The 20,775-nt window shown below is 64.7% G+C and carries 18 protein-coding genes; 10 read left to right on the top strand and 8 right to left on the bottom strand.

Annotated features, from left to right (window positions below; all coding sequences use genetic code 11):
• Window positions 1-30 precede the first annotated feature (30 nt).
• The 3 genes from LGM56_RS17575 to LGM56_RS17565 all read left to right on the top strand — a co-directional run bounded on the left by LGM56_RS17575 (window position 31) and on the right by LGM56_RS17565 (window position 3,881).
• Window positions 31-756 (top strand): amino acid ABC transporter ATP-binding protein, encoded by a 726-nt coding sequence (locus LGM56_RS17575; RefSeq protein WP_226206032.1) that lies wholly within the window; start codon window positions 31-33, stop codon window positions 754-756.
• A 50-nt stretch (window positions 757-806) separates the two neighbouring features.
• Window positions 807-1,733, top strand: a complete 927-nt coding sequence (locus LGM56_RS17570) for a LysR substrate-binding domain-containing protein (protein ID WP_226206030.1) — start codon at window positions 807-809, stop codon at window positions 1,731-1,733.
• Window positions 1,734-1,865: 132 nt separating this feature from the next.
• Window positions 1,866-3,881 (top strand): glycoside hydrolase family 3 protein, encoded by a 2,016-nt coding sequence (locus LGM56_RS17565; RefSeq protein ID WP_226206028.1) that lies wholly within the window; start codon window positions 1,866-1,868, stop codon window positions 3,879-3,881.
• Between the two features lie 41 nt (window positions 3,882-3,922).
• On the opposite strand, the gene LGM56_RS17560 is transcribed toward LGM56_RS17565, so the two are convergent.
• From LGM56_RS17560 to LGM56_RS17545, 4 genes are read right to left on the bottom strand one after another with little or no spacing between them, the layout of a single operon-like run.
• Window positions 3,923-5,044 carry a Rieske 2Fe-2S domain-containing protein gene (locus LGM56_RS17560; protein WP_226206026.1) on the bottom strand — a complete coding sequence of 374 codons (1,122 nt, stop codon included), beginning with the start codon at window positions 5,042-5,044 and terminating at the stop codon, window positions 3,923-3,925.
• Window positions 5,045-5,067: 23 nt separating this feature from the next.
• Window positions 5,068-6,768, bottom strand: a complete 1,701-nt coding sequence (locus LGM56_RS17555) for an NAD(P)/FAD-dependent oxidoreductase (RefSeq protein WP_089498344.1) — start codon at window positions 6,766-6,768, stop codon at window positions 5,068-5,070.
• 58 nt (window positions 6,769-6,826) lie between these two features.
• Entirely contained in the window at window positions 6,827-7,912 is a 1,086-nt protein-coding gene (locus LGM56_RS17550) for a monodechloroaminopyrrolnitrin synthase PrnB family protein (RefSeq protein ID WP_226206024.1), read from the bottom strand.
• Window positions 7,912-9,525 carry a tryptophan halogenase family protein gene (locus tag LGM56_RS17545; RefSeq protein ID WP_226206022.1) on the bottom strand — a complete coding sequence of 538 codons (1,614 nt, stop codon included), beginning with the start codon at window positions 9,523-9,525 and terminating at the stop codon, window positions 7,912-7,914. The genes LGM56_RS17550 and LGM56_RS17545 overlap by 1 nt, the downstream gene beginning before the upstream one ends.
• Before the next feature lie 746 nt (window positions 9,526-10,271).
• Here LGM56_RS17545 and LGM56_RS17540 point away from each other — a divergent pair.
• On the top strand, window positions 10,272-10,874 hold the full coding sequence (locus LGM56_RS17540; protein ID WP_226206020.1) for a LysE family translocator: 603 nt from the start codon (window positions 10,272-10,274) through the stop codon (window positions 10,872-10,874).
• 196 nt (window positions 10,875-11,070) lie between these two features.
• Here the strand turns inward: LGM56_RS17540 and LGM56_RS17535 are convergent, their stop codons facing one another.
• The 3 genes from LGM56_RS17535 to LGM56_RS17525 all read right to left on the bottom strand — a co-directional run bounded on the left by LGM56_RS17535 (window position 11,071) and on the right by LGM56_RS17525 (window position 13,217).
• On the bottom strand, window positions 11,071-11,673 hold the full coding sequence (locus tag LGM56_RS17535) for a TetR/AcrR family transcriptional regulator (protein WP_089434126.1): 603 nt from the start codon (window positions 11,671-11,673) through the stop codon (window positions 11,071-11,073).
• 225 nt (window positions 11,674-11,898) lie between these two features.
• Window positions 11,899-12,732 carry a hypothetical protein gene (locus tag LGM56_RS17530; protein WP_226206018.1) on the bottom strand — a complete coding sequence of 278 codons (834 nt, stop codon included), beginning with the start codon at window positions 12,730-12,732 and terminating at the stop codon, window positions 11,899-11,901.
• A 113-nt stretch (window positions 12,733-12,845) separates the two neighbouring features.
• The gene (locus LGM56_RS17525; protein WP_226206016.1) at window positions 12,846-13,217 is read right to left on the bottom strand and encodes a hypothetical protein; all 372 of its coding nucleotides are present in this window, start codon (window positions 13,215-13,217) and stop codon (window positions 12,846-12,848) included.
• A 112-nt stretch (window positions 13,218-13,329) separates the two neighbouring features.
• Between LGM56_RS17525 and LGM56_RS17520 the strand changes: the two genes are divergently transcribed.
• The 5 genes from LGM56_RS17520 to LGM56_RS17500 all read left to right on the top strand — a co-directional run bounded on the left by LGM56_RS17520 (window position 13,330) and on the right by LGM56_RS17500 (window position 18,381).
• Window positions 13,330-13,764, top strand: a complete 435-nt coding sequence (locus tag LGM56_RS17520; protein WP_226206014.1) for a hypothetical protein — start codon at window positions 13,330-13,332, stop codon at window positions 13,762-13,764.
• Window positions 13,755-14,585, top strand: a complete 831-nt coding sequence (locus tag LGM56_RS17515) for a hypothetical protein (RefSeq protein ID WP_226206011.1) — start codon at window positions 13,755-13,757, stop codon at window positions 14,583-14,585. Before LGM56_RS17520 ends, LGM56_RS17515 begins: the two co-directional genes overlap by 10 nt.
• A gap of 172 nt (window positions 14,586-14,757) precedes the next feature.
• Window positions 14,758-16,629 carry a hypothetical protein gene (locus LGM56_RS17510; RefSeq protein WP_226206009.1) on the top strand — a complete coding sequence of 624 codons (1,872 nt, stop codon included), beginning with the start codon at window positions 14,758-14,760 and terminating at the stop codon, window positions 16,627-16,629.
• Between the two features lie 21 nt (window positions 16,630-16,650).
• Complete coding sequence (locus LGM56_RS17505) at window positions 16,651-17,550, top strand: lysozyme inhibitor LprI family protein (protein ID WP_226206007.1); 900 nt, start codon at window positions 16,651-16,653, stop codon at window positions 17,548-17,550.
• Window positions 17,551-17,724: 174 nt separating this feature from the next.
• Window positions 17,725-18,381 (top strand): hypothetical protein, encoded by a 657-nt coding sequence (locus LGM56_RS17500; RefSeq protein WP_226206006.1) that lies wholly within the window; start codon window positions 17,725-17,727, stop codon window positions 18,379-18,381.
• Between the two features lie 155 nt (window positions 18,382-18,536).
• Here the strand turns inward: LGM56_RS17500 and LGM56_RS17495 are convergent, their stop codons facing one another.
• Window positions 18,537-19,112: a YbhB/YbcL family Raf kinase inhibitor-like protein gene (locus tag LGM56_RS17495; protein WP_226206392.1), complete on the bottom strand. Its 576-nt coding sequence runs from the start codon at window positions 19,110-19,112 to the stop codon at window positions 18,537-18,539.
• 375 nt (window positions 19,113-19,487) lie between these two features.
• Between LGM56_RS17495 and LGM56_RS17490 the strand changes: the two genes are divergently transcribed.
• Window positions 19,488-20,738, top strand: coding sequence for a phosphatidylserine decarboxylase family protein (locus LGM56_RS17490; protein ID WP_226206004.1), 1,251 nt, complete (start codon window positions 19,488-19,490; stop codon window positions 20,736-20,738).
• Window positions 20,739-20,775: the final 37 nt, after the last annotated feature.

Here is a 20,775-nt window from a genome sequence, read left to right as displayed (position 1 = left end):
CGCGCGCTTCATTACGATCCAGGAACTTCCATGATTTCCATCAGCAACGTTTCGAAGTGGTACGGCCCGTTTCAGGTTCTCACCGACTGCACGACCGAGGTCAGGACAGGCGAAGTGGTCGTCGTGTGCGGCCCGTCGGGCTCGGGCAAATCCACGCTGATCAAGACCGTGAACGGCCTCGAGCCGTTCCAGCAGGGCGGGATCCTCGTGAACGGCCAGTCGGTCGGCGACAGGAAGACGAACCTGTCGAAGCTACGCGCGAAGGTCGGGATGGTGTTTCAGCATTTCGAGCTGTTCCCGCACCTGTCGATCACCGAGAACCTGACGCTCGCGCAGGTCAAGGTGCTCGGCCGCGGCAAGGACGAGGCGAACGAGAAGGGCCTGAAGCTGCTCGAGCGCGTCGGCCTGAAGGCGCACGCGCACAAGTTCCCGGGCCAGCTGTCGGGCGGCCAGCAGCAGCGTGTCGCGATCGCGCGTGCGTTGTCGATGGACCCGGTCGCGATGCTGTTCGACGAGCCGACGTCCGCGCTCGACCCCGAGATGATCAACGAGGTGCTCGACGTGATGGTCGAACTCGCGCAGGAAGGGATGACGATGATGGTCGTCACGCACGAGATGGGCTTCGCGAAGAAGGTCGCCCATCGCGTGATCTTCATGGACCAGGGGGCGATCGTCGAGGACGACCGCAAGGACGATTTCTTCTCGAATCCGAAATCGGAACGCGCGAAGGACTTCCTCGCGAAGATCCTGCACTGAGCGATACCGTGGCGCGCCGCCGCGCGCCCGTTCCACCCCCGACTCTTCCGATGAAACGACTTCCCTCCCTCAACGCGCTGCAGGTGTTCGACATCGTTGCCCGTCACGGCAGCTTCACGCGTGCCGCCGAGCACCTGTGTCTGACCCAGGGGGCCGTGAGCCGGCAGATCCTCGCGCTCGAGAGCTTCTATCAGTTCGCGCTGTTCAAGCGCACGCCCAAGGGGCTGACGCTGACGGCCGAAGGCGAACTCCTGTTGCCGACCGTGCGCGAAAGCTTCGCGCGCATCGAGGAGGTGTCGATGCGCCTGTCGCGCCGGCGGACGGAACTCGCACTGAAGGTGCCGACCTGCATGATGCAGTGGATGCTGCCGCGCATCATGCGGTTCCAGGCCGAGCATCCCGAACTGCAGGTGCAGATCACCACCACCTGGGATCATCAGGTCGACTTCCGCATGGAGCCGTTCGACGCCGCGGTGATCTATGCAGCCGGCGCCGGCCCCGACATGCATGCGATCCCGTTGTTCGACGAACGGCTCACGCCGGTCTGTGCGCCGAGCCTGCCGGCGCGGCAGCCGCTCGCGAGTGTCGACGACCTGGCCGGTCACACGTTGCTGCATCCGACCCGCGATCATCGCGACTGGAAGCGGTGGCTCGACCATGCGGGCGCGCCGCACGTCGACTCGACGCGCGGCTTGAGCTTCGAAACGCTGGATCTCGCGACCCACGCGGCGATCGACGGCTACGGCGTCGCGATCGGCGACCGGACGCTCGCGGACGAAAGCGTGGCGGCGCACCGGCTGGTGATGCCGTTCGACCTCTCGTTGCCGACGGGGATGGGCTACTACTTCGTGTATCCGGACGGTGCCGAACAGCAGCAGAAGATCCAGCTGTTCGGCGGCTGGATCGCGGACGAACGCAAGGGCGCGTCGGGCGGCGCGCCTGCCCGCCCCGAACCCTCGACGCCCCCCGCCGCCTGACACATCGCGCCCCGGCGGGGCAAAAACTGCACCCGGCGGCAAAACGTCTCCTGAAACAGCTCGGTAAAGTGGCCGGCGGCCCTGCGTCATGCATCACGGCCGCGCCAAAAAAATCCGATTCAGGAGACAAGCATGCAACGCATCACGAGATCAGCCATCCACCGCTCGGCATGGGCCGCGTCGGGCACCGCGCTCACCCTGGGGCTGTTTGCCTGCGGCGGCGTCGATTCCTCGTCCACGCCGGTCACGCAGCAGGACTTCGGCTACACGACGCTGAACCTGATCACCCAGGACGGCCTCAAATTCAAGGACATGGACAAGAGCGGCCAGCTCGAACCCTACGAAGACTGGCGGCTGAGCGCAGAAGTGCGTGCACGGGACCTGGTCGGCCGTCTCACGCTGGCCGAGAAAGCCGGCCTGATGATGCACGGCACCGCACCGGTGCTGAACGACACGACCGGCGCGGGCACCGGCTCCGCTTACGACCTGGCCGCGCTCAAGACGCTCATCGATCAGCGGGGCGTCAACACCTACATCACGCGCATGAGTGCCGATGCGCACACCATGGCCGTCCAGGCCAACCAGATCCAGACGCTGGCCGAGCAGTCGCGGCTCGGCATCCCGGTGACGATCAGCTCCGACCCGCGCAATCATTTCCAGTACACGCTCGGCGCCAGCGCAGGCAGCAGCGGTTTCTCGCAATGGCCGGAAACGCTCGGCTTCGCCGCGATGGGAGACGCGGCGCTCACGCGAAACTTCGGCGATATCGCGCGCCAGGAGTATCGCGCCGTCGGCATCACCGAAGCGCTTTCGCCGCAAGCCGATCTCGCGACCGAGCCGCGCTGGGCCCGCATCAACGGCACGTTCGGCGAGGACGCCGATCTCGCCCGCACGCAGGTCCAGGCCTATATCGAAGGCTTCCAGGGCGGCACCAACGGCATCCAGGCGAATAGCGTCATCGCCGTCGTCAAGCACTGGGCCGGATACGGCGCGCAGAAACTCGGCTTCGACAGCCACAACTACTACGGCCGCTATGCGACCTATCCGGGCAACAATTTCGCCTATCACCTGAAGCCGTTCGAAGGCGCATTCGCCGCCAACGTCGGCTCGGTCATGCCGACCTATTCCGAACCGGACATGACGGTGACGGTCGACGGCATCACGCTGGAGCCCGTCGGCGGCGCTTACGACAAGGCGTTGCTGACCGACCTGCTGCGCGGAAAATACGGCTTCAAGGGCGTGATCCTGTCCGACTGGCTGATCGCCGACGACTGCGACGCGAACTGCATCAACGGCGTGTCGTCGGGCGCGCCGTCGTTCGTCGGACTGGGCATGCCCTGGGGGATGGAGGGCGCGACCCGCGTGCAGCGTTTCGCGCGTGCGGTCAACGCCGGCATCGACCAGTTCGGCGGCGACGACGATCCGAGCGACCTCATCGACGCCGTCAACCGCGGGCAGTTGTCGGAAGCGCGCTTGTCGGAGTCGGCCTATCGCGTCCTGCTGCAGAAATTCCAGCAGGGCCTGTTCGACCATCCGTATGTCGATGCGGACGCGGCCGGCAAGATCGTCGGAAATGCCGACTTCCAGGCCCAGGCGCTCGATGCGCAGCGCCGCTCGATGGTGCTGCTGCAGAACAACGGCAAGCTGCTGCCGATGGCGGCAGCGGGCAAGAAAGTCTGGCTGTACGGCATCGATCCCGCCGTCGCACGGCAATACGGCTATCAGGTCGTCGATACGCCGCAAGCCGCCGACGTCGCGATTCTCCGCGTGAGCACGCCCTATCAGACGCTGCACCCGAACTATATGTTCGGCTCGATGCAGCATGAGGGCAGTCTCGCGTTCGTCGACGGCAGTGCGGACTACGAAGCCATCAAGCAGGCCGCGCTTGCGCCGAAGTCGATCGTCTCGGTGTACATGGATCGCCCGGCCATCCTGACCAACGTGCAGGACAAGGCCACCGCGATCCTCGCCAATTTCGGCGTGACCGATGCCGCGCTGTTCGACGTGCTGACCGGTAAAGGTCAACCGCAAGGGAAGCTGCCGTTCGAGCTGCCGTCGTCGATGGCGGAGGTCGCGGCGCAGCGGGAAGACGTGCCGCACGATACCGCGCATCCGTTGTATCCGTTCGGATTCGGTCTCACGTATTGATGCGTCGCCGATGCCGGCTCGCCGATCGGAGCCGGCATCGACTAGGGCCGCCGATTCGCGTGTTGCCGCTCGCTGGCGGCGACGCGGTCGACCCAGCCCCGGTAGAACGCGCGGTACTTGAGCACGAGCTTGTCGTACTTGCTGTACGCGCCGCCGCCGTCCGGCTTCATCGCGTTCCAGATCTTGACGTCGTACCCCGCGGCCTGCCTGGTCTGCAGCCCGAACAGCACGTAGTCGATCGCGCGGCGCAGGGGGCCGCCCGCCTTCCTGATCGAGATGAGCATGTGCATGACGTTCTTGCCGTCGCTCACCGGCGTCACACACTGGAGCAGCTTGTATTTGGCGTCTCCGTCCAGCGCGACGGTCATGACGCACCCGCCGGGGTAGCCGTCGAAGTGCAGGTTCATCTGCGACATGTTCAGGCCGAGCGCGCGCGACAGCATGCCGAGGGGCCCGAAGTAGCGGTTCACGGTGAAGTCGATCCCGGCGCCGAACCACGCGCCCGCCCGGGCCAGCGGCTCGACCTCCGGCCACGGGCGCCAGTCGTCGCAGAGCTTGAGCTCGAAGGCCGAGATCGGCAGCGCGTGGACCGGGTGCGCGTGCTGCGCGTCGTAGAAGTTCTCGACGATCCGCAGGACCGCCGTCGTCGTCTCGAACGCGAAGTGCAGGTGCATGAAGTCGCCGTTGTCGACGTCGGCCGCGGCGATGTCGGGCAGCGGGTGCAGCGGCTGCGGCGCGCCGTACCAGACCCACACGTAGCCGTATCGCTCGGCGGTGACGAACGTCGGCTGGCGCGCCCCGCGAGGAACGGGCTCCAGCCGGCGCACCTCCGTACTGTGGCCGGGAATGTGAACGCACTGGCCCTGCTCGTCGTACCGCCAGTGGTGAAACGGGCACTGGATGCACCCGTCCCTGACCTGCCCGTCGGCCAGGTTCGCGCCGAGGTGCGAGCAATGGCGGTCCATCACCACGGCCCGCCCCGTCGCGCCGCGCCACGCCACGCACGGCCGGCCGAAGAGCGTCAGTTCCAGCGGCTTGTCCTTGAGGGCGTCCGAACGCATCGCGACGTACCAGCTCGCGGCCACGCGCGTGGTCGCGTCGTATGCCCCCGACGGTTGCTCCCGGGCATCCGCTGGATGCAATTGATATTGAACGTCGTCCATGTTGTCGTGGCAGTGTCGGCCGGCTACTTCAGCGCCAGGCCGATGCGGGTGGTGACGTACGCCCTGAGCAGCGCGAACATCGGGTTGTAGTCGAAGTACTTTTTCACCTCGGCCGGCGCGCTCGTCTGCGTCCAGTGCAGCAGCTTCATCGCCGGCAGCAGGCTGTACTTCGAGTTGTTGAGCTGCGGCCTGGCCCCGGTGATGCAGTACCCGAAGCCGAACATCGGCTTCGCGAATTCCCGTTCGTTGATGAGGACGTGAATCCGCGCGGCGGCCTCCCCGGCCGTCTTGCGCCCGGCGCTCACGGCTTCGACCTCGGCCTTGGCGTCATTGAACAACTGGTAGTACCCCTCCATGTCCGCGCACAGGAAGCCGAGATACGGCGCGTTGTCGTCGAGGTGATCGAGGTCGCGCTCGTTGCGCGAGGCGCGAAACCTCGCGTGGGCCTGCACGAGCCGGAACTGCCCGAGGATCGTGCCGACCGCCCACAGCCGGTGGAACGCGTCCCACAGACGGAAGTCCGAGAACGCCGTGTAACAGCAGCTGACGAAGTCGTCGTTGTGGTCCAGCAGCTTCTGCTGCAGGCGCTCGATGTACTCGAAGCGCTCGGGGGAGAAGTCGTCGTCGCGCAGCGCCTTGATGAGGCGCGCCGCGAGCGCGTGAATGGTCACCGCGGTATTCTCGAGCCCCCGGGAGAAGAGCGGGTCGATGAACCCGTTCGCATGCAGCATCAGGCAGTAGCGGTCGCCGACGCACGCGCGCGACGAGAACTGCAGGCGGTCGGTCTTGACCCAGTCGCGCACCGGCACCGCATCGCGGAACTGCGCCGCGATGCTCGGGAACCGCGCGAGGAATTCATCGAACTCCTGCTGCGCGGGGATATCCGTTTTCGGGTAGATGCGCGGGTCGAGCTGCAGGCCGACGCTCACCAGGTTGTTGGTCGACCGCGCGTGATTGTTGAACGGAATCACCCAGAGCCAGCCGCCCTCGAACATGTGGTGCAAGGTCCCCTCGTGCCAGCGCCAGCGCTGCCCCTTGACCTTGAAGATGTCGTCGAACGGCTTGACCCCGAGCATGTGCGTGTAGAGGCTGCGCGAGTGCGTCTTGAAGCGGCACGGCTCCTCGCGGAGGTTGAACTTGGTCGCGAGCGGCGCGCGGGGCCCCCCGCAGTCGATCATGTACCGGCCCGTGAACCGCTCGCCCTGCGCGGTGGACACCGCGACGCCGTCCTTGTCCGCGTGGTAGTCGGTCACGCTCGTCTTCTGGCGAACCGTGCAGCCGTACTTGATGGCGGCTTGCAACAGATAGGCGTCGACGTCCTGCCGGTAATAATGGCTCTCCGGCCCCCACGGCAGCTCGGGAATGACGCACTGCGTGAACTCCTTCGGATCGTGCTCCTCGCCGGGCTTGTGGAACACGAAGCCGAAGTTGCGCTTGATGCCCGTGCTCGACGCGACGTAACGCTGCGTCGCATAGAACGACGTGATGTGGTCCAGCTCCGGAATGCCGTAGCGATCGGCGATGATGCGGTTCATCAGGGACGTCTCGGGGATCGACGATTCGCCGATCGTGAACCGCGGATGCGACGACTCCTCGATGATCAGGACACGAAACTTTTGTTTGGCCAGGATGGCCCCCATCTGGGTGCCGGACATGCCCGAACCGAGGATGATCACGTCGAAATGATGGTTATCGCGCTCGTTTGCAGTGCTCTTCTGAGTCATGGGGGCAAGCTCTCCGGGTGAGATGGAACACATGGCCAAGCACGTCAGGCGTCAGGTATCAGGGCTCGGCGAGCGCGGCGTGGAGGCGGGACCGCGCGTCGCGCGTGAGCATGAGCAGATCGCCGAGCATGCTGGGCGCGTACCCGCCGCTACCGATCGTCGGGCCGGTTTGCCCGGCTGCGTAGGTCCGCTCCGCCAATTTGAGGTGAGGCGCGCGGAAGTGCAGCAGGATCTCGAAGATCCGCTCGAGGGCCGCCAGCCCTGCCTCGACGGGCTCGCCCCGCACGCGGGCCGCTTGCGCCTCGCCGAGCACGCGGTCGACGAGCGCCTGCCGGCCGGCGAACCGGGCGTAGACCGCCCGGAACGCGGGAAGCACATAGGGCAGGTACGTCTCCTTGAATTCCCGATAGGCCGGGTGCTCCGATTGCGAGCCCCACAGGACGTGCTCCAGCACGAAGAGGGGCATTTCCACGGCGCCGGGGCCGAGGTAGCTTTGGCCCCCGACCCGAATCGGTTCGTAGAACGGGCGAAGCTCGTCGTAGAAGACTTGCGGCGAGATGAAGCGGTACGCGTAGACGATCGATTCGACCATTTTCTGAAGATGGGCCGCCAGCTCGACGCACCCTTCCTCGAACGCGGGCGAGCGCAGCGGCACGTCGGACAGCTCGACGGTCAACGCGATGGCCGCCTCGAGGGACGCCATCGAGATGCGCACGCTCTCGAGCAGGTGCGCTTCGTCGCCGAGCCCGGTGTAGCTCCGCTGCGCGTCGGCCGTCGCGGGGTTCCAGACCGTCACATGCAGGAGCGTCTCGCGCGGCGGCAGGTCGGTCACACGCGCGAGGTCGAGCAGCACCGGTTCGAGCCCGGGCACCGCGTCCACGGGCTCGTGTCCGTGCCGCTTCAGCGACCCCAGGAAGAACCCGATGTCCCGCATCGCGGCGGCGGCTTCGACGAAGCCCCAGCCGGACGGCACGCCGCGCGCCGGGAGGAACTCGCGCAACAGGCCGACGATGCCGGGCACGTCGTTCTTGCGATTCAGGGCCGGCAGCTGCAGCACGAGCGCCCGCGCGCGCAGCGGATCGCAGGCCGCCACCGCGGCGTGCGTGGCCGCGAATGCGCGTGCCCGGCCCAGGACGCGCTCCACTACAAGGTCTCCGGCGCCGCGACCGGCCCGGGCCGGCTGCGCGCCCGCCCTGCGTCGCCGTCACGCAGCGACCGCAGGTAGTCGTAGTTCGTCGGCAGGCTGGCCCGCAGACGCTCGGCCTCGCGCCGGATGCGGGCGAACATCGCGTCGGCCTTGTCGACCGACGCCGGCCGGTGCTGCAAGAGCGGCAGCGACCGGTCGGGCAGCAGCCCCAGGCCGGCAAAGATGCAGTAGTAGTTGCCGTTCAGCCAGAAGTTCTTGAATTCGTAGTCGAACGTTTCGTAGTACGTGGCGTCGTCGAACGACGTGGTGGTCAGCGGCAGCCCCGCCTTGTAGCGTTCGACCTTGTCCTTGATGGCGTCCGAGAGCCGCAGGTCGTGCCGGTTCGCGAGCCAGAATGGTGTGTCGTCGCGCGACGCGGTGAAATAGTGCGCCTGGACGAAATCCCGGCAGTCGTCGAACATGTAGACGATCTCGGCGTTGAACGCGTCTCTCAACCGCGGATCGAACCCGGTGTCGGGGAAGTGCTTCACGAGCTGGTAAAGCGCCGCATAGATGAAGTAGATCCCCGTCGATTCCAGCGGCTCCAGAAAGCACGACGACAGCCCGATCGCGACGCAGTTGTTGACCCACGCCCGCCCGTTGCGCCCGACCCGGAACTTGATCTGGTTGAGCGGCTGCTGGTCCGAGAGGCCCCAGAGGTTGAGGAAGTCGGCGGTGGCCTGGTCGCGCGACGTGAACTTGCTCGAGAACACGTAGCCGCTGCCGAACCGGCCCAGCATCGGAATCTTCCAGGTCCACCCCGAGTTCATCGCGATCGCGGAGGTGTACGGCTCGATCCCCACGCGCGCATCGTCGTTGGGCACCGCGCTGGCGACCGCGCTGTCGCACAGCAGGTAGTCGGACATGTCGATGAAGGGCTCTTTCAGCGCCTGGTTGATCAGGAGCCCCCGCATGCCGGAGCAGTCGATGAACAGGTCCGCCTCCAGCGTTCGACCCTCCTTGGTGGACAGGCTGGTGATATCGCCGCGCTCGTTCAGGTGAACCTCCACGACCTCGTCGACCACGCGCTTCACCCCGCGCCCGACGGCCCAGCGCTTCAGGAAATCGGCCACCAGGTGCGCGTCGAAGTGCCACGCGTGGGGCATCTGGCGGGTGCCGTCGAGCAGGCACGGCGCCAGCTTGGCGTCGAGCGCCTCGGGCTGCGGGTAGCACGCGTACGCCATCGGCTGCTGGAAGCCCTGCTCGCGCTTGCGCAGCCAGTAATGGGTCAGCGGCACGCCGTCGCAGTTCGGCACGCTGCCGAACAAATGGTAGAAGTGGTCGTCGCGCGAGCGGTCGGGCGACTTCCGCCAGTTCACGAACTTGATGGCGGACTTGAACGCGCCGTTCACCTGGGGCATCCACTCCCGCTCCGGTATCCCGAGGAAGTCGAAGAATACCTTCTGCAAATTGGGGATGGTCGCCTCGCCCACGCCGATCCGGGGAATCGCCTCGGACTCGATGAGCGTAATGCTCGCCTGCTGCTGGAGTGCCCGGACGAGGTACGAGGCCGACATCCAGCCCGCGGTGCCGCCGCCCACGATGACGATATGCTTGATCGGATTGCTCATGACGCGCTTCCCATAGGATTTAAAACCCGAATGGACTTCTGCGATGGTGCTCAATTGATCCGCATTTAGAATAGGCCGTCGATTAATTAAATTAAACTGGCATATTTGACAGTATTTTTATTTGCCTTATTCAATATTTCATTGCGCGATCCAAATACTGAATACGACGCACGCCAACATGAAAAGCGCGTCACACTGAATACTATATTTGTCATCAATTCAATGATTCGTGCATTGTCATTAAATTATCCCTATTTTTCGCACTGCCTTGCCAGACGCATCGGTGGCCGACATTACATTCTCGAACACGACCACGCAAAAATTACGTCATTGATACGTGAATATATTTATCGCGGTAAGTTCGACCTGGAACCTTCAAATTTACGGACCAATAACAACGACAATTCCAGGTTCGCAGATATTAATTTCGAACCGGATAAATCATGTCCAGGATTCATATACGATGATGAGCGGACGAAGCAATCGCTCGCGGAGTTTCGGAATACCAAACGCGAGGAACAAGCGTTGTCAGTGACACTTTTCGCGACTTATGATTATCCGGCAGGTATGCCGGGAAGCGACTTGACCCTGACAATGATGGGCGCGACACCGTCGCCTTGCCTGCCACTTTCTACGTTACCGGCGCAGCCCTGCCGGGGTCGCCTTCCGGCAACCCATGCAGATTCACGCGTCGCCAGTCATCGACACTTGCACCGAGCCCATCGTTGGAAAAACGAGGTTAGCCCATGTTGACATTGAGTCCCATGCTGAAAATGTCGTTCTACGCGGCCCTTGTGCTGCTGGTCCCCGGGCCGACCAACACGCTGCTGCTGTCTGCCGGGCTCAAGCTGAATCTGCGTGGGGCGTGCCGGCTGGTCGCGGCGGAGGCGTCAGGCTATGTGATAGCCATCACCGTATGGGGATTCTTTCTGTGGTCGTTGGCGACGCAATATCCGTGGATCGTCAGTTGCGTCAAGTTGCTCAGCGCCACGTTCATCTTCTACCTCGCCGTGAACATGTGGTTCAAAGGCGCCGACTTTGACGCCACCGACTCGCCGCCGCTGGGGTTCCGAGCACTTTTCGTTGCGACCTTGATGAACCCCAAGGCCTTGTTGTTTTCAAGCGCCATTTTTCCGGAGGCGGCGTTCAGGTCGCTCGACATTTTCCTGATGTCGACCGGTGTATTTCTGATCACCCTGATTCCGATCGGACTGATATGGTCCCGGTCGGGGCGGCTGCTGGTCATGAACCGCTCGGAAGGTCGACTGGCTTCCATCGTGCTGCGGTGCTCGTCGCTGGTGTTGCTGACGTTCGCGGCAACGCTGGCCAGTTCCGTGCTCAATCGATGAGGCGGCCGCGGCGCGCGTTTACCTTCTTGCCTTCGGTAAAACACAGTGAAGAAATCACGGCGCGTTCTTGAGGAACCGATCGGCATGGATGCCGGGCGTACCTGGCACCGCATTCGCCGCATGCTTGACAGCGTCGGCCCGTATTCGTACTCGCTACGGCCGACGTTGTGCCAAGGCTAAACGGGGGCCCCAACGATCAAGCACGACGGCTACGGGCTTTACGCGTGCTTTCCGCTGCGACCCTGGACTCGTTCAGCAACATCTCCGCCGCCTGCCAGGCCCTTGCGGCAGCCTGCGAATCCCCGATCGCACGCGCATCCGCGGTCGCCCCGCTCAGTAACATCACGTACACGCCTGCCAGCTGACGTGCCCGGCGACGCGGAACGATCTCGGCGAGCAGTTGCTCCATGAGGGCCAGCAAGTCGTCGCGATAGCGCACCGCCACGTCGGTCACCTTGGGGCAGGTCGCGCCGAACTCGGCCAGCGCACGCTCGAACAGGCAGCCCGCGAACGCCGGGCTGCTGAACCAGGTGCCGTACCAGTCGAAAATCCCCTTCAGGCGCGCAGCGGCGTGCGGCATGGGGTCGAGCTTCGCGGCGATGCTCTCCATGATGAAGGTGTAGCGCTGCTCCAGCACGGCCTTGATCAGATCGTCCTTGCCGGCGAAGTGATGGTAGAGCGTCATGCGGGCAACGTCCGCTTCGGCGATGATCCGGTCGATGCCGACCGGATGAAAGCCATGGAGGGAAAACAACTCACCTGCCTTGTCGACCACCTGCTGGCGTTTGCTCGCGCGCATTCATGCATCTCCTGACTACAGGGCGGGCATCTTAGCACCGCCGCCCGCACCGTTCCCTTCAGCCTGTCGGGCACGTGTGCCCGCTGCCGGATACCGGTTGACCAGGATGCGCGACCGATACGCTGCCCGCGAACAGCGTCACGCAGGCCGACACGAGCACGGGTTTTGAAGCAGACGGCCCCACGTCGGAAACGGATGCCACCATTGCCGCTGCGCGCAGCGGTTTCAGCAAGGCACCCGGCCGCCGCCCATCATGCACCATCGCTGCGTCTCCTGGGGCGGGGGCGCGTACGGCAGCCCGGTCCTCGGGTCGAGGTGGTCATACTGCCCCATGGGGTGTCGTGCCCGCCACGCGGCCTGCTCCGCATACTGTTGCTCGATCGCGGCGTGCTCTCGTGCCAGATCCGCCTTCTGCGCGTCGTCCACTTTCTTCGTCATCGTCACAAGCCGGGCGAACTTCGGATCGCGAACATCCTGCAGCGGTGGAAACGGCGGCAACGGCGGCATGATCAGCACCGGGCCGTTGTATTTCGGTATCGGCAATTTCGACGGCCGGCCAAAGTTCGCCGCCATATCCATCTCCCACAACGCAGCGCTCATGCCGAGCACGTGTTCGTAGTCGCGATTGACGACCGCCAGCGTGACCGGCCCCGACGGCGCCGGCAATGGCTGCAGCGAAGGTGGAAGCGTCTGTCGAGCGTCGGGATAGATGATGCGGACATACACGATCGCAGCGGCGGAGTACTGCTGGAGGACTGCCTCGTACGCATCCAGTATCTGCTCTCGACCGTAGCCGCCAGGATTCTCGAACATCGGCTTGTATGCCAACACCTTCCGGCTATACAACGCATTCGCATTCCGCTGCTCCGCGACAGCCTGTTGTTGAGGATCGGCCGGCGCGGACGCCGACAGCGGCGCACACCCGGAAAACATGCTGGCGGCGAGCAATAGCCCGGCTGTCGCGCAAACAGCCGACGCGCATCGACGCGACCGGTCGGCGGTCGCCCGGTTGACCCAGGCGAACAAAGCAGTGGCTTGCTTGATGGTTCTTGTCTGCATGGCAGGGTGTCCGGAAGGCGTGGTCATCTTGAGCTGGGTCCTGATCGCGACTGCGAATGCGATGCGTCGCAGTCGAAAGGAAAGCGGCACGAAGCCGTTACTGGGGCGGCACCTCAACCAGGCGCACGTCGCACGACGACGCCCCGGTCGACGAACGACGCCAGCAACCCCGTGTACGTAGGACATGCGCCGGTCGCATGGTGTGCAAGCACATCGTCGATTTCGGCCGAGTCGTTGCGCACGCATTCGTACTGCCGCGCCGTGGATGGATGCAGCGATGCGAACGCGCCGCACAAATGCACGTACGCAACGACTTCCTCGAACATTCGCGTATTGATCTCGAGGGCGACCATCATTTCCGAGCTATATCCGCACTCCGAATCCACCTTTGCTGCATAGGCGCGCATGTCATAGGCCGGCAGCCAGGGTGGCTCCAACCCGTTCAGGCTACGGGCGATCTCATCGATACTGGCTGTCCGTGTCATCGTGAAATTCCTGCGCAAGCCACACTCGGCGCCCCTGCACCGTTTCGCATCCGGTCCACAGCTTGACGACGCGAGAAGAACGATATGATGAATGTATACTAGTCGATCTACTTTGACTAGAATCGCGATCAGCAAGACCGAGGCAATCGGCGCACGCACAACGATCGCCGTGTTTCTACTTCTCGATATATTTTCCGATCCTAATATTTGGGAAATGAACACGTTTCATAAAAGTGCTATTCGGCGGTTAATACACGCCCGACATGCCGGCGACAGGCAGACCTATGTGCGTCGTCCCTTGACGCCCGCTTCCACCGATCTCTCCGGATCTTCCGCCATGCCGCGTGCCGCCGTTCTGCCGCTTCTCGCCGCATCGTTCGCGTCGTTCGCGTCGTTCGCAACGAAGGGCCTGGTCGGCGCCGGCCGGCTACCTGGCCTTGCGCTCACCGTGCCGGCCGCCGCACAAACGCATGCCTGCGCGCCACGCGCGGTGTCCGAGTTGAGGGACTTCCCGTCCGTCACGGATTACGACGTCAAGTGCCGCTGATCGCCCGTCGTCGGCTGCCTTACCCAGGCCGCCGCGCCAACCAGGAGCGCCACATGCAACGCCTGCCCATGCGCCCCCCGCCCGCCGTCTGGTGCGCGCTATCCGCCGGCGTCCTGCTGATCGGCCTGAGCGCGTGCAAGCGCGCCATGCCGCCCGCCAACCCGACGGCGGATCCGGCATCCGCGGTGTCGTTGCCGGCCGTCCATGTGCCGGAAACGACCCCTGCATCGCCGCTGCAAACGCTGCTGGGCGTATTCGGCGCGGCGAAGCCGGCAACCTGGCCGGCGTTCGACAACCTGCCCGGCGTGCAATGGACCGATGCGAAGCCGCTCGGCAATCCGGACGGCCATTCCCCCGAGACCACGCACTACCGTAGCGGCAGCACGCTGCTCACCGGCTTCGGCGACGTGGATGTGCCGGACGGCAAGGTCGGCGAGGACGCCGGCATCAAAACGGACAACGAAGGCCACGTCGGCGTCGTCCTCAACGGCAACGCGACCACCGTCCTGTCGATCGCGCTGCGCAAGTTCTACCCGAGCGACGACACGCAGGACATCCTGCTGCGCCAGCTCGGCCGCCGCGCCACGGTCAAGCGCATCGCCGGCCGATGCGCGCTCGACTACGGCACCACCGCGCCGAACACACAAAACAACGTGTTCTTCCGGGTCAGCATCGCCAACGCCGCCGTGCCGGTGTTTGCGGAAACCTACGTCGATGAAGAGGGCGGCAATCAGGGCCCGGGGGCGACGAACTTCGTGTTCTACCGCACCCGGCCGGATCAACGTATCGCGAGCATGAAGTGCAAGCGCGCCGACGCCTGAGCAGGCGCGCTTCGGCGCAAGGGCATCCGCACGAGCCGTGCATGCCGGCGCCTGCCTGGCGCCGCAAAGGCGGCCGACGCGGCGAGTTTCGGGCGCATCACCGCCCATCCGGACTGCTGATCGAATGGAAGACATCGGCTTGACGCCATCACTACACGGGGGAAGCACCATCATGAATTCCACACGCCTGCGCCTGACCTTCCTTGGGCTCATGCTGGGTCTCGGCTGGCACCACGCGGCGGCGGCGGCCGGCTGCGAGGACAATTTCAAGCGTGAAGCCGACACCGGTGCCGGCACACGCTTCTCGACGTTCGCCACGGTGCCGGGCCTGGATGCACGCAACGCCATCGCGCAACTCAAGCAGATCGCCGCGGGCGACGGCTTCCTGATCGGCGACGAGCACTACACCGGTTCGACCGGCCAGCTGACGATCCAGCAACAGCAAAGTGACCGCGCCCGCGGATTCGCCATCACGCTGAAGGCCAATCAGGACTTGAAAACCCTTTCCGTGGCGACGACGTTGCCCGCGGGCATGCAGGCAGCACCCGAAGCCATCCGGGGCGGCATGTGCGGCATGCTCGGCCGCGTCGACATGAGCCGCAGCGCAGCCAGCACCGGCGTGGCCGCCACGGCGCCCGCGTCGTCCGGCGACGCCTTTCCGGGCGCGCCCGCCTTTACCACCTGCACGTACAACTTCCGCCCCGCGCTGGATGGCGTCACCGGCCGCCACTACACCACCTGGTTGCCGATCAAGGCGCTGAACCCGGCGGACGCGGCCGCCCGGCTGACACAAGCGGCCACCGCGGCAAACCTGAGCGTGACGTCGAACGAACGGCACGGCACGCTGACCGAAGTCACGCTCGTCCAGCCGCTTCCGGACCAGGGCGAGAAGCGCGCGTTCCCGATCCGCTTCATGCTGGAGGAGTCGCTGGGCGTGATCTCCGTCGTCGCCCGACTCAACCCGAAGCAGGAGATGGACGACGACACGCTGCGCAAGGAAATCTGCTCGCTCGTCGCGGCCGCCACCGCGGCGCCGCCGGGCGAATCGAAAGAGCCGCCGGCGCTGCCCCGCGAGCGCAAGCTGGAACGCTGGCACGCCGGCATCGACTGGCTGATCAACCGCGCCGTGGTGGCCGGCAAGTCCCTCGTGATCGTGCCCGCCATCAACCTCGACAGAAAGTACACCGGCGACGAAGCCGTCAACGAGAAGAAATGGGCATTCCGTACCGACGTGACCGCCACCACCATCTGGCAAAACAAGGCCAACGCCCGTGACGTGATACGCGTGGGGCCGGACGAACCCTTCAACGAGGTGGGGCTGCACGGCTATGTCTCGACCTTCGTGGCGGGCAACGCGCAGTACTTCGTCTACATCGTCAATCCGGGTACCTACACGGTCGCCGGCAACACCTACGAGACGACCGCCAACGCGATGTCGCAGCTCGGCACCCAGCAGAAGCCGGGGCGTTCGCCGCTGGGGCAGATCGCGTTGCTGCCCAAGAAGAACACCGACTTCATCCAGTCGCAGGAATGGTTCAACGCGCAGTTTCGCGACCGTGAGGTCACGGATACGTACTGCTCGTCGGTCTTCGTCCAGAGCGGCGGCTGCGCATTCTGGGCGACGGAGAAGAGAACGGTATCGGAAATGACCGAGCCCGCGGGATGGAAGACCGTCACCCGGGAGAAGTCCGTGGACGGGCTGGCGGTCTCGACCCGGCTCAAGCGCGAGTTTGCTTCGTTCAGCGTCGCGGCGGGCGAAGCCGTCGTGATCGACGGGCTGTACCCCACGCCGCCCAACGCGGACTACGACAAGCAAGCCTGCGAGATCGTCAGCGGCCAGATCCAGTGCGACCTGACGCGCTATACCCTCACACGCATCCCGGCCGACATGGCGCACGTGCAGGGCCTGGCATCCGACCCGGGGTTCTACCCGCGCGCCACGCGCATCCTGTCCAACGCCAGGTATCGCCCGCTCAAGCTCCTGGGCAAGCCGGGCGAACTTCGCTCGGTGTACGGTCAGGACTATTCGCTCGGCGTGCGTTGAGCGCACGCCCCGATCATCGCCATGACCGCCAAAAACCTGAAGCGCGGCCTCACCCAGGCTTCGAACAACCGAATCGGCACGGAAACCAGCATGAAACCCATCCTCCATCACGTCGCCTGTGTCGCCCTGCTCTTCACCGCAGCTTCCGCACATGCAATCGACTGCCAGAAGGCCGGCAACCGCGTCGAGCACACGATCTGTGCCGATGAAAAACTCAAGGCCGCCGATGCGGAAATGGGCAAAGCCTATACGGCCGTCATGCAGCAGGCGGGCAACGATAGCGAATTGCGCGCGATGCTGGTCCGCAGTCAGAAACGCTGGCTCGCGGCGCGTGACAAGCGTTTCGCGGATCCGGTCGATTTCCCCGGCGCACCGAATGCCAAGGCCCTGCGGGCGAGCCTGCTGCAGGCGATCCGCCAGCGCACCGAGACCTTGAGTGAACGCGGCAAGGCCGCGCCGCGCCTGCTTGAAACGGCCCTTGCGCAGCGCACCTTTCTGACGCAATTCACGGGTGGCCCGTTCGCCGGATTCGAGACCCGATGCGACTTCCTGCCTCACGACGGTCAACTGAGCTATGGCTGCTTCAGCGAACGCCGCTATCAGAACCAGGACAGGATCTGCACCCTGCAGGACGATTGGGCGAGCGGCGGCTACTACGAGACGCGCCTGGTCGGCAACGTCGTCCAGGGCAGGCTGGAAACCGTTGCGGCGTGCGGCGACGGCTCCGAAGGCGGCAGCCCGTGTCCGGATGTGGATGAGACGCGCAAGGCGGCCGCCGGCTGGAATCTCCATCCAGGCCGCCCGGCCTTGACGCCAACGGCCCTGCCCAAGCTGGATGCCGAAGCCGAACTGGGCACGGAAGACACGGGCTGGCTACGCGCCTGCCTGACCGACAGCCGCTACCCTCGCGCGGCACGCTGAGAACCGCGCGCATCGGGTGCGTTGGCGATGTTCATTCCCACGCGGGCTGAAGACATGCACGATTCTGCCGGTGCGAAGCCTCCTCGCACATGACCCGAATCAGTCCGCTCTAATTGGCCATCTGGAGTGCGAAGCGGTTCCTTTACCCATCATCACCCGCCACAAGGATTCAGCATGACGCCGCCCCGACGCAGCACTCCCGAACTTTCAGTCCGGCACACCGATAGCAGGTTCGTCACGCGGTGGATCATCGTGGCGGCATTGAGTGTCTGCCTCCCGTTTGGCAGCGTGTACGGACAGCCTGCGGACGCGGCCACGCCGGACTCCGCAGGCAAATCGCCTATCGCGTCCCAGGCGCCAGCCGACCTGAGCACGACGCAAGCGCTGCAACGCATGCTGGCGCTGATTCGGGCAAGCGGCCAGGTTACCGACATCACGCCCGACACGGTACGCCGCCTCTTCGGCGTGCAGACCACGGCGATTGGCAAGGATCAGTTCGGCTATGGTCAACGCTTGCCGGGCAACTGGGCATTCAGTCTCCAGCGGGTAACGGTCGGTGATACCGGCCCGCGTGTGGATCTGATATTTGATCCGATTCCCGGTACGCAGGCTTCTCCGCTGACGACGTGTGAACCCACCTTCGCTCAATTCACGGAGGCACTGGAGTCAATGGGGTTCAGTCGCCGCACCCATTACGGCGAACATGGGCGGTGGGTCTTCGATGCTTTCGAGCGGCCACGCATGGATATCAGGGTCTACCCAGTCAGGGCGTTCTCCGACAACGGCGAGCCGCTGGGCCCCGCCTGCGTGAAGGCGGTACTGGTGCGATAGGGCAAACCGCATGCCGTGCGCCGGCCGGTTCACCCGGAAACCCATCGCAGTTCATTGATCGTGGAATCGTGGCGGTGCGGTCGGCCAATGCCTCAGCCTTTCCTCTGCGGCCCCTCAAACGGAACATCGTCCCACGAGCGAACCGGCGCTCACGGTCAATTCGACGATCGGTGGTAAGTCGCGATATATCGTGCCTGTCCAAGGATGTTTCCGTGCATCTGATAGGCAACGACCGCCGGACTCGACGTCGGTTTCACGTCGACACGCGGAATGGACAACGCGGATACCGTCACGATGTATCGATGAGATTCGCCTTGCGGCGGGCATGGCCCACCGTACCTGGATTCGCCAAAATCGGTCAGCGTCTCGAGCGCGCCCACCGGCATGAGCCGCACATCGCCCGATGCCCCTTTCCGAATCGACGTTTCCGAAGGCGGGATGTTGACGACTTCCCAATGCGTCCAGCCGAGCCCCCCGGTCGGGGCATCAGGATCGTACATCGTGACGACGATGCTGCTGGTGCCAGCCGGAACGTGTGCCCACGAGACGCGAGGCGAGACGTTGTCGCCACGACATCCAAATCCGTTGTACACCTGAGCATTCGTGAACCGACCGTCATGGTCGAGATCGTCAACCGTTACCGTCAGCGGATCAGCAAAAGCAACTGCGGGCACGGCTGCGAAAAGTACCGTGGAGCAGATACTCGATCGCAGAAAAATACCCAATCTCATGGCGGGATCCTGAGAGAAATTCGATGTGATGTTTCGCACGACCGGATTGACACGCGATATGCCGTGCATGCAACGATCGTCGACGCGGATTCAAGGCTCGCACTTCAACCATGAGTCGCACCCATGACGGGGCTCACCCTGGTGCCTGTGCGACAGCCTACGCGGCACATCCTAGGTTCATCGTGAATCCGGCAGTAGGTCGGCAGACAACATAAGCATGTTGCGTGAAACAGAACAATCCGCGAATGCATGCCGGAGCGGCTCGTCGCGCTTGCGGCATGCCATGGGCGCGCACTCGATCCGCAAGATCGATGCCCCCACCGGGCAGGCGGATTGCTCCTTGCATCGGTTCCTGATCATCGCCCGGAGACAACGATGCCGACCGACCTCAACCCGCCGCCGCCCGAGCGCCATCGGCTCGGCGAATGGATGGCCCGCGAAGAAGCGCACATGGCCGCGTTCCGCGAAAAAATCGCGGCCGAGGCCCGCGCGCATGCCGGCGACCGGCTGCGTACGCCGGCCGTGCAGGAACTCGCGCGGCTGTTCGACGATCATGCAGTGCTGCGCATGACCCTGGTCCGCGCGATCGATGAAGCGGTCGATTCAGGCCGCCGGCTCGGCTATACGTCCATCGACGAGTTGATGACCGTCCTGGATCACCTGATGACCTACACGCCGCCGTTCAGCGACGCGAGCCTGATCGTGTGCCCGATCAACGCCTTTCTCGACTGGCCGATGTGCATGCCGTCGGGCCATGCGCTGTTTCGCGACGCCGCCGTCAACGCGCATCTGCAGAACGTGCTGAACGTATGGTGCGGCTTCCTGGGCGGCCCGCATTCGCGCGCGCATCTCGACACGTCGGCGCCCGACGGCTGGTTCTGCGACGCGGCGAGCAAGCGCATCGGGCTATCGCAGTTCCAGTATCGCGACGACCAGCCGCACGGGGGCTTCACGTCGTGGAACGACTTCTTCACGCGGCGCTTTCGCGACGGCGCGCGCCCGGTCGCGGCGCCCGACGATCCGCACGTGATCGTCAGCGCGTGCGAGGCCGCGCCGTACCACGTCGAATCGAACGTGAAGCTGCGCGACCGCTTCTGGATCAAGGCGCAGCCGTATTCGCTGCGCGACATCTTCACGCCGGCCCGGCTGTCGCTCGCCGAGCGCTTCGTCGGCGGCGACCTGTACCAGGCGTATCTCAGCGCGTACAACTACCATCGCTGGCACGCACCGGTGCGCGGGGTCGTCACGCATGCGTACCGGGTCCACGGCACCTACTATTCGATCGTCGAGGCTGAAGGCCCCGACCCGGCCGGGCTGAACGACTCCCAGGGGTACACGACGGCGGTCGCGACGCGCGCCGTGGTCGCGATTGCCTGCGACGATCCCGGCATCGGCACCGTGGCCGCCGTGTTCGTCGGCATGGGCGACGTGTCGTCCTGCGTGATCGACGTCGTGCCGGGCCAGCGCGTCGACAAGGGCGACGAGATCGGATACTTCCAGTTCGGCGGATCGACCTGTTGCCTGCTGTTCGAAGCCGGTGTGATCGACCGGTTCGTGCATGCGCCGCCGTTCGACCACGACACCGCTGTCGTGGCCGTCAATTCACCGGTCGCGATCGCACGGTGAATCGCACGTGCGTCGGGCTCGCAGGCTCGACGCACGC

It is taken from the genome of Burkholderia sp. AU38729, assembly GCF_020419725.1.
Classification (GTDB): domain Bacteria; phylum Pseudomonadota; class Gammaproteobacteria; order Burkholderiales; family Burkholderiaceae; genus Burkholderia.
Note: the sequence above shows the minus strand (reverse complement) of the source record. Positions and strands in the feature narration are given on the sequence as shown.

What these genes read in the sequence shown, in the direction of transcription:
- LGM56_RS17575 (WP_226206032.1), top strand. Translation starts at nt 31, where the DNA reads ATGATTTCCATCAGCAACGTTTCGAAGTGGTACGGCCCGTTTCAGGTT.
- LGM56_RS17570 (WP_226206030.1), top strand. Translation starts at nt 807, where the DNA reads ATGAAACGACTTCCCTCCCTCAACGCGCTGCAGGTGTTCGACATCGTT.
- LGM56_RS17565 (WP_226206028.1), top strand. Translation starts at nt 1,866, where the DNA reads ATGCAACGCATCACGAGATCAGCCATCCACCGCTCGGCATGGGCCGCG.
- LGM56_RS17560 (WP_226206026.1), bottom strand. Translation starts at nt 5,044, where the DNA reads ATGGACGACGTTCAATATCAATTGCATCCAGCGGATGCCCGGGAGCAA.
- LGM56_RS17555 (WP_089498344.1), bottom strand. Translation starts at nt 6,768, where the DNA reads ATGACTCAGAAGAGCACTGCAAACGAGCGCGATAACCATCATTTCGAC.
- LGM56_RS17545 (WP_226206022.1), bottom strand. Translation starts at nt 9,525, where the DNA reads ATGAGCAATCCGATCAAGCATATCGTCATCGTGGGCGGCGGCACCGCG.
- LGM56_RS17540 (WP_226206020.1), top strand. Translation starts at nt 10,272, where the DNA reads ATGTTGACATTGAGTCCCATGCTGAAAATGTCGTTCTACGCGGCCCTT.
- LGM56_RS17535 (WP_089434126.1), bottom strand. Translation starts at nt 11,673, where the DNA reads ATGCGCGCGAGCAAACGCCAGCAGGTGGTCGACAAGGCAGGTGAGTTG.
- LGM56_RS17530 (WP_226206018.1), bottom strand. Translation starts at nt 12,732, where the DNA reads ATGCAGACAAGAACCATCAAGCAAGCCACTGCTTTGTTCGCCTGGGTC.
- LGM56_RS17525 (WP_226206016.1), bottom strand. Translation starts at nt 13,217, where the DNA reads ATGACACGGACAGCCAGTATCGATGAGATCGCCCGTAGCCTGAACGGG.
- LGM56_RS17510 (WP_226206009.1), top strand. Translation starts at nt 14,758, where the DNA reads ATGAATTCCACACGCCTGCGCCTGACCTTCCTTGGGCTCATGCTGGGT.
- LGM56_RS17505 (WP_226206007.1), top strand. Translation starts at nt 16,651, where the DNA reads ATGACCGCCAAAAACCTGAAGCGCGGCCTCACCCAGGCTTCGAACAAC.
- LGM56_RS17500 (WP_226206006.1), top strand. Translation starts at nt 17,725, where the DNA reads ATGACGCCGCCCCGACGCAGCACTCCCGAACTTTCAGTCCGGCACACC.
- LGM56_RS17495 (WP_226206392.1), bottom strand. Translation starts at nt 19,112, where the DNA reads ATGAGATTGGGTATTTTTCTGCGATCGAGTATCTGCTCCACGGTACTT.
- LGM56_RS17490 (WP_226206004.1), top strand. Translation starts at nt 19,488, where the DNA reads ATGCCGACCGACCTCAACCCGCCGCCGCCCGAGCGCCATCGGCTCGGC.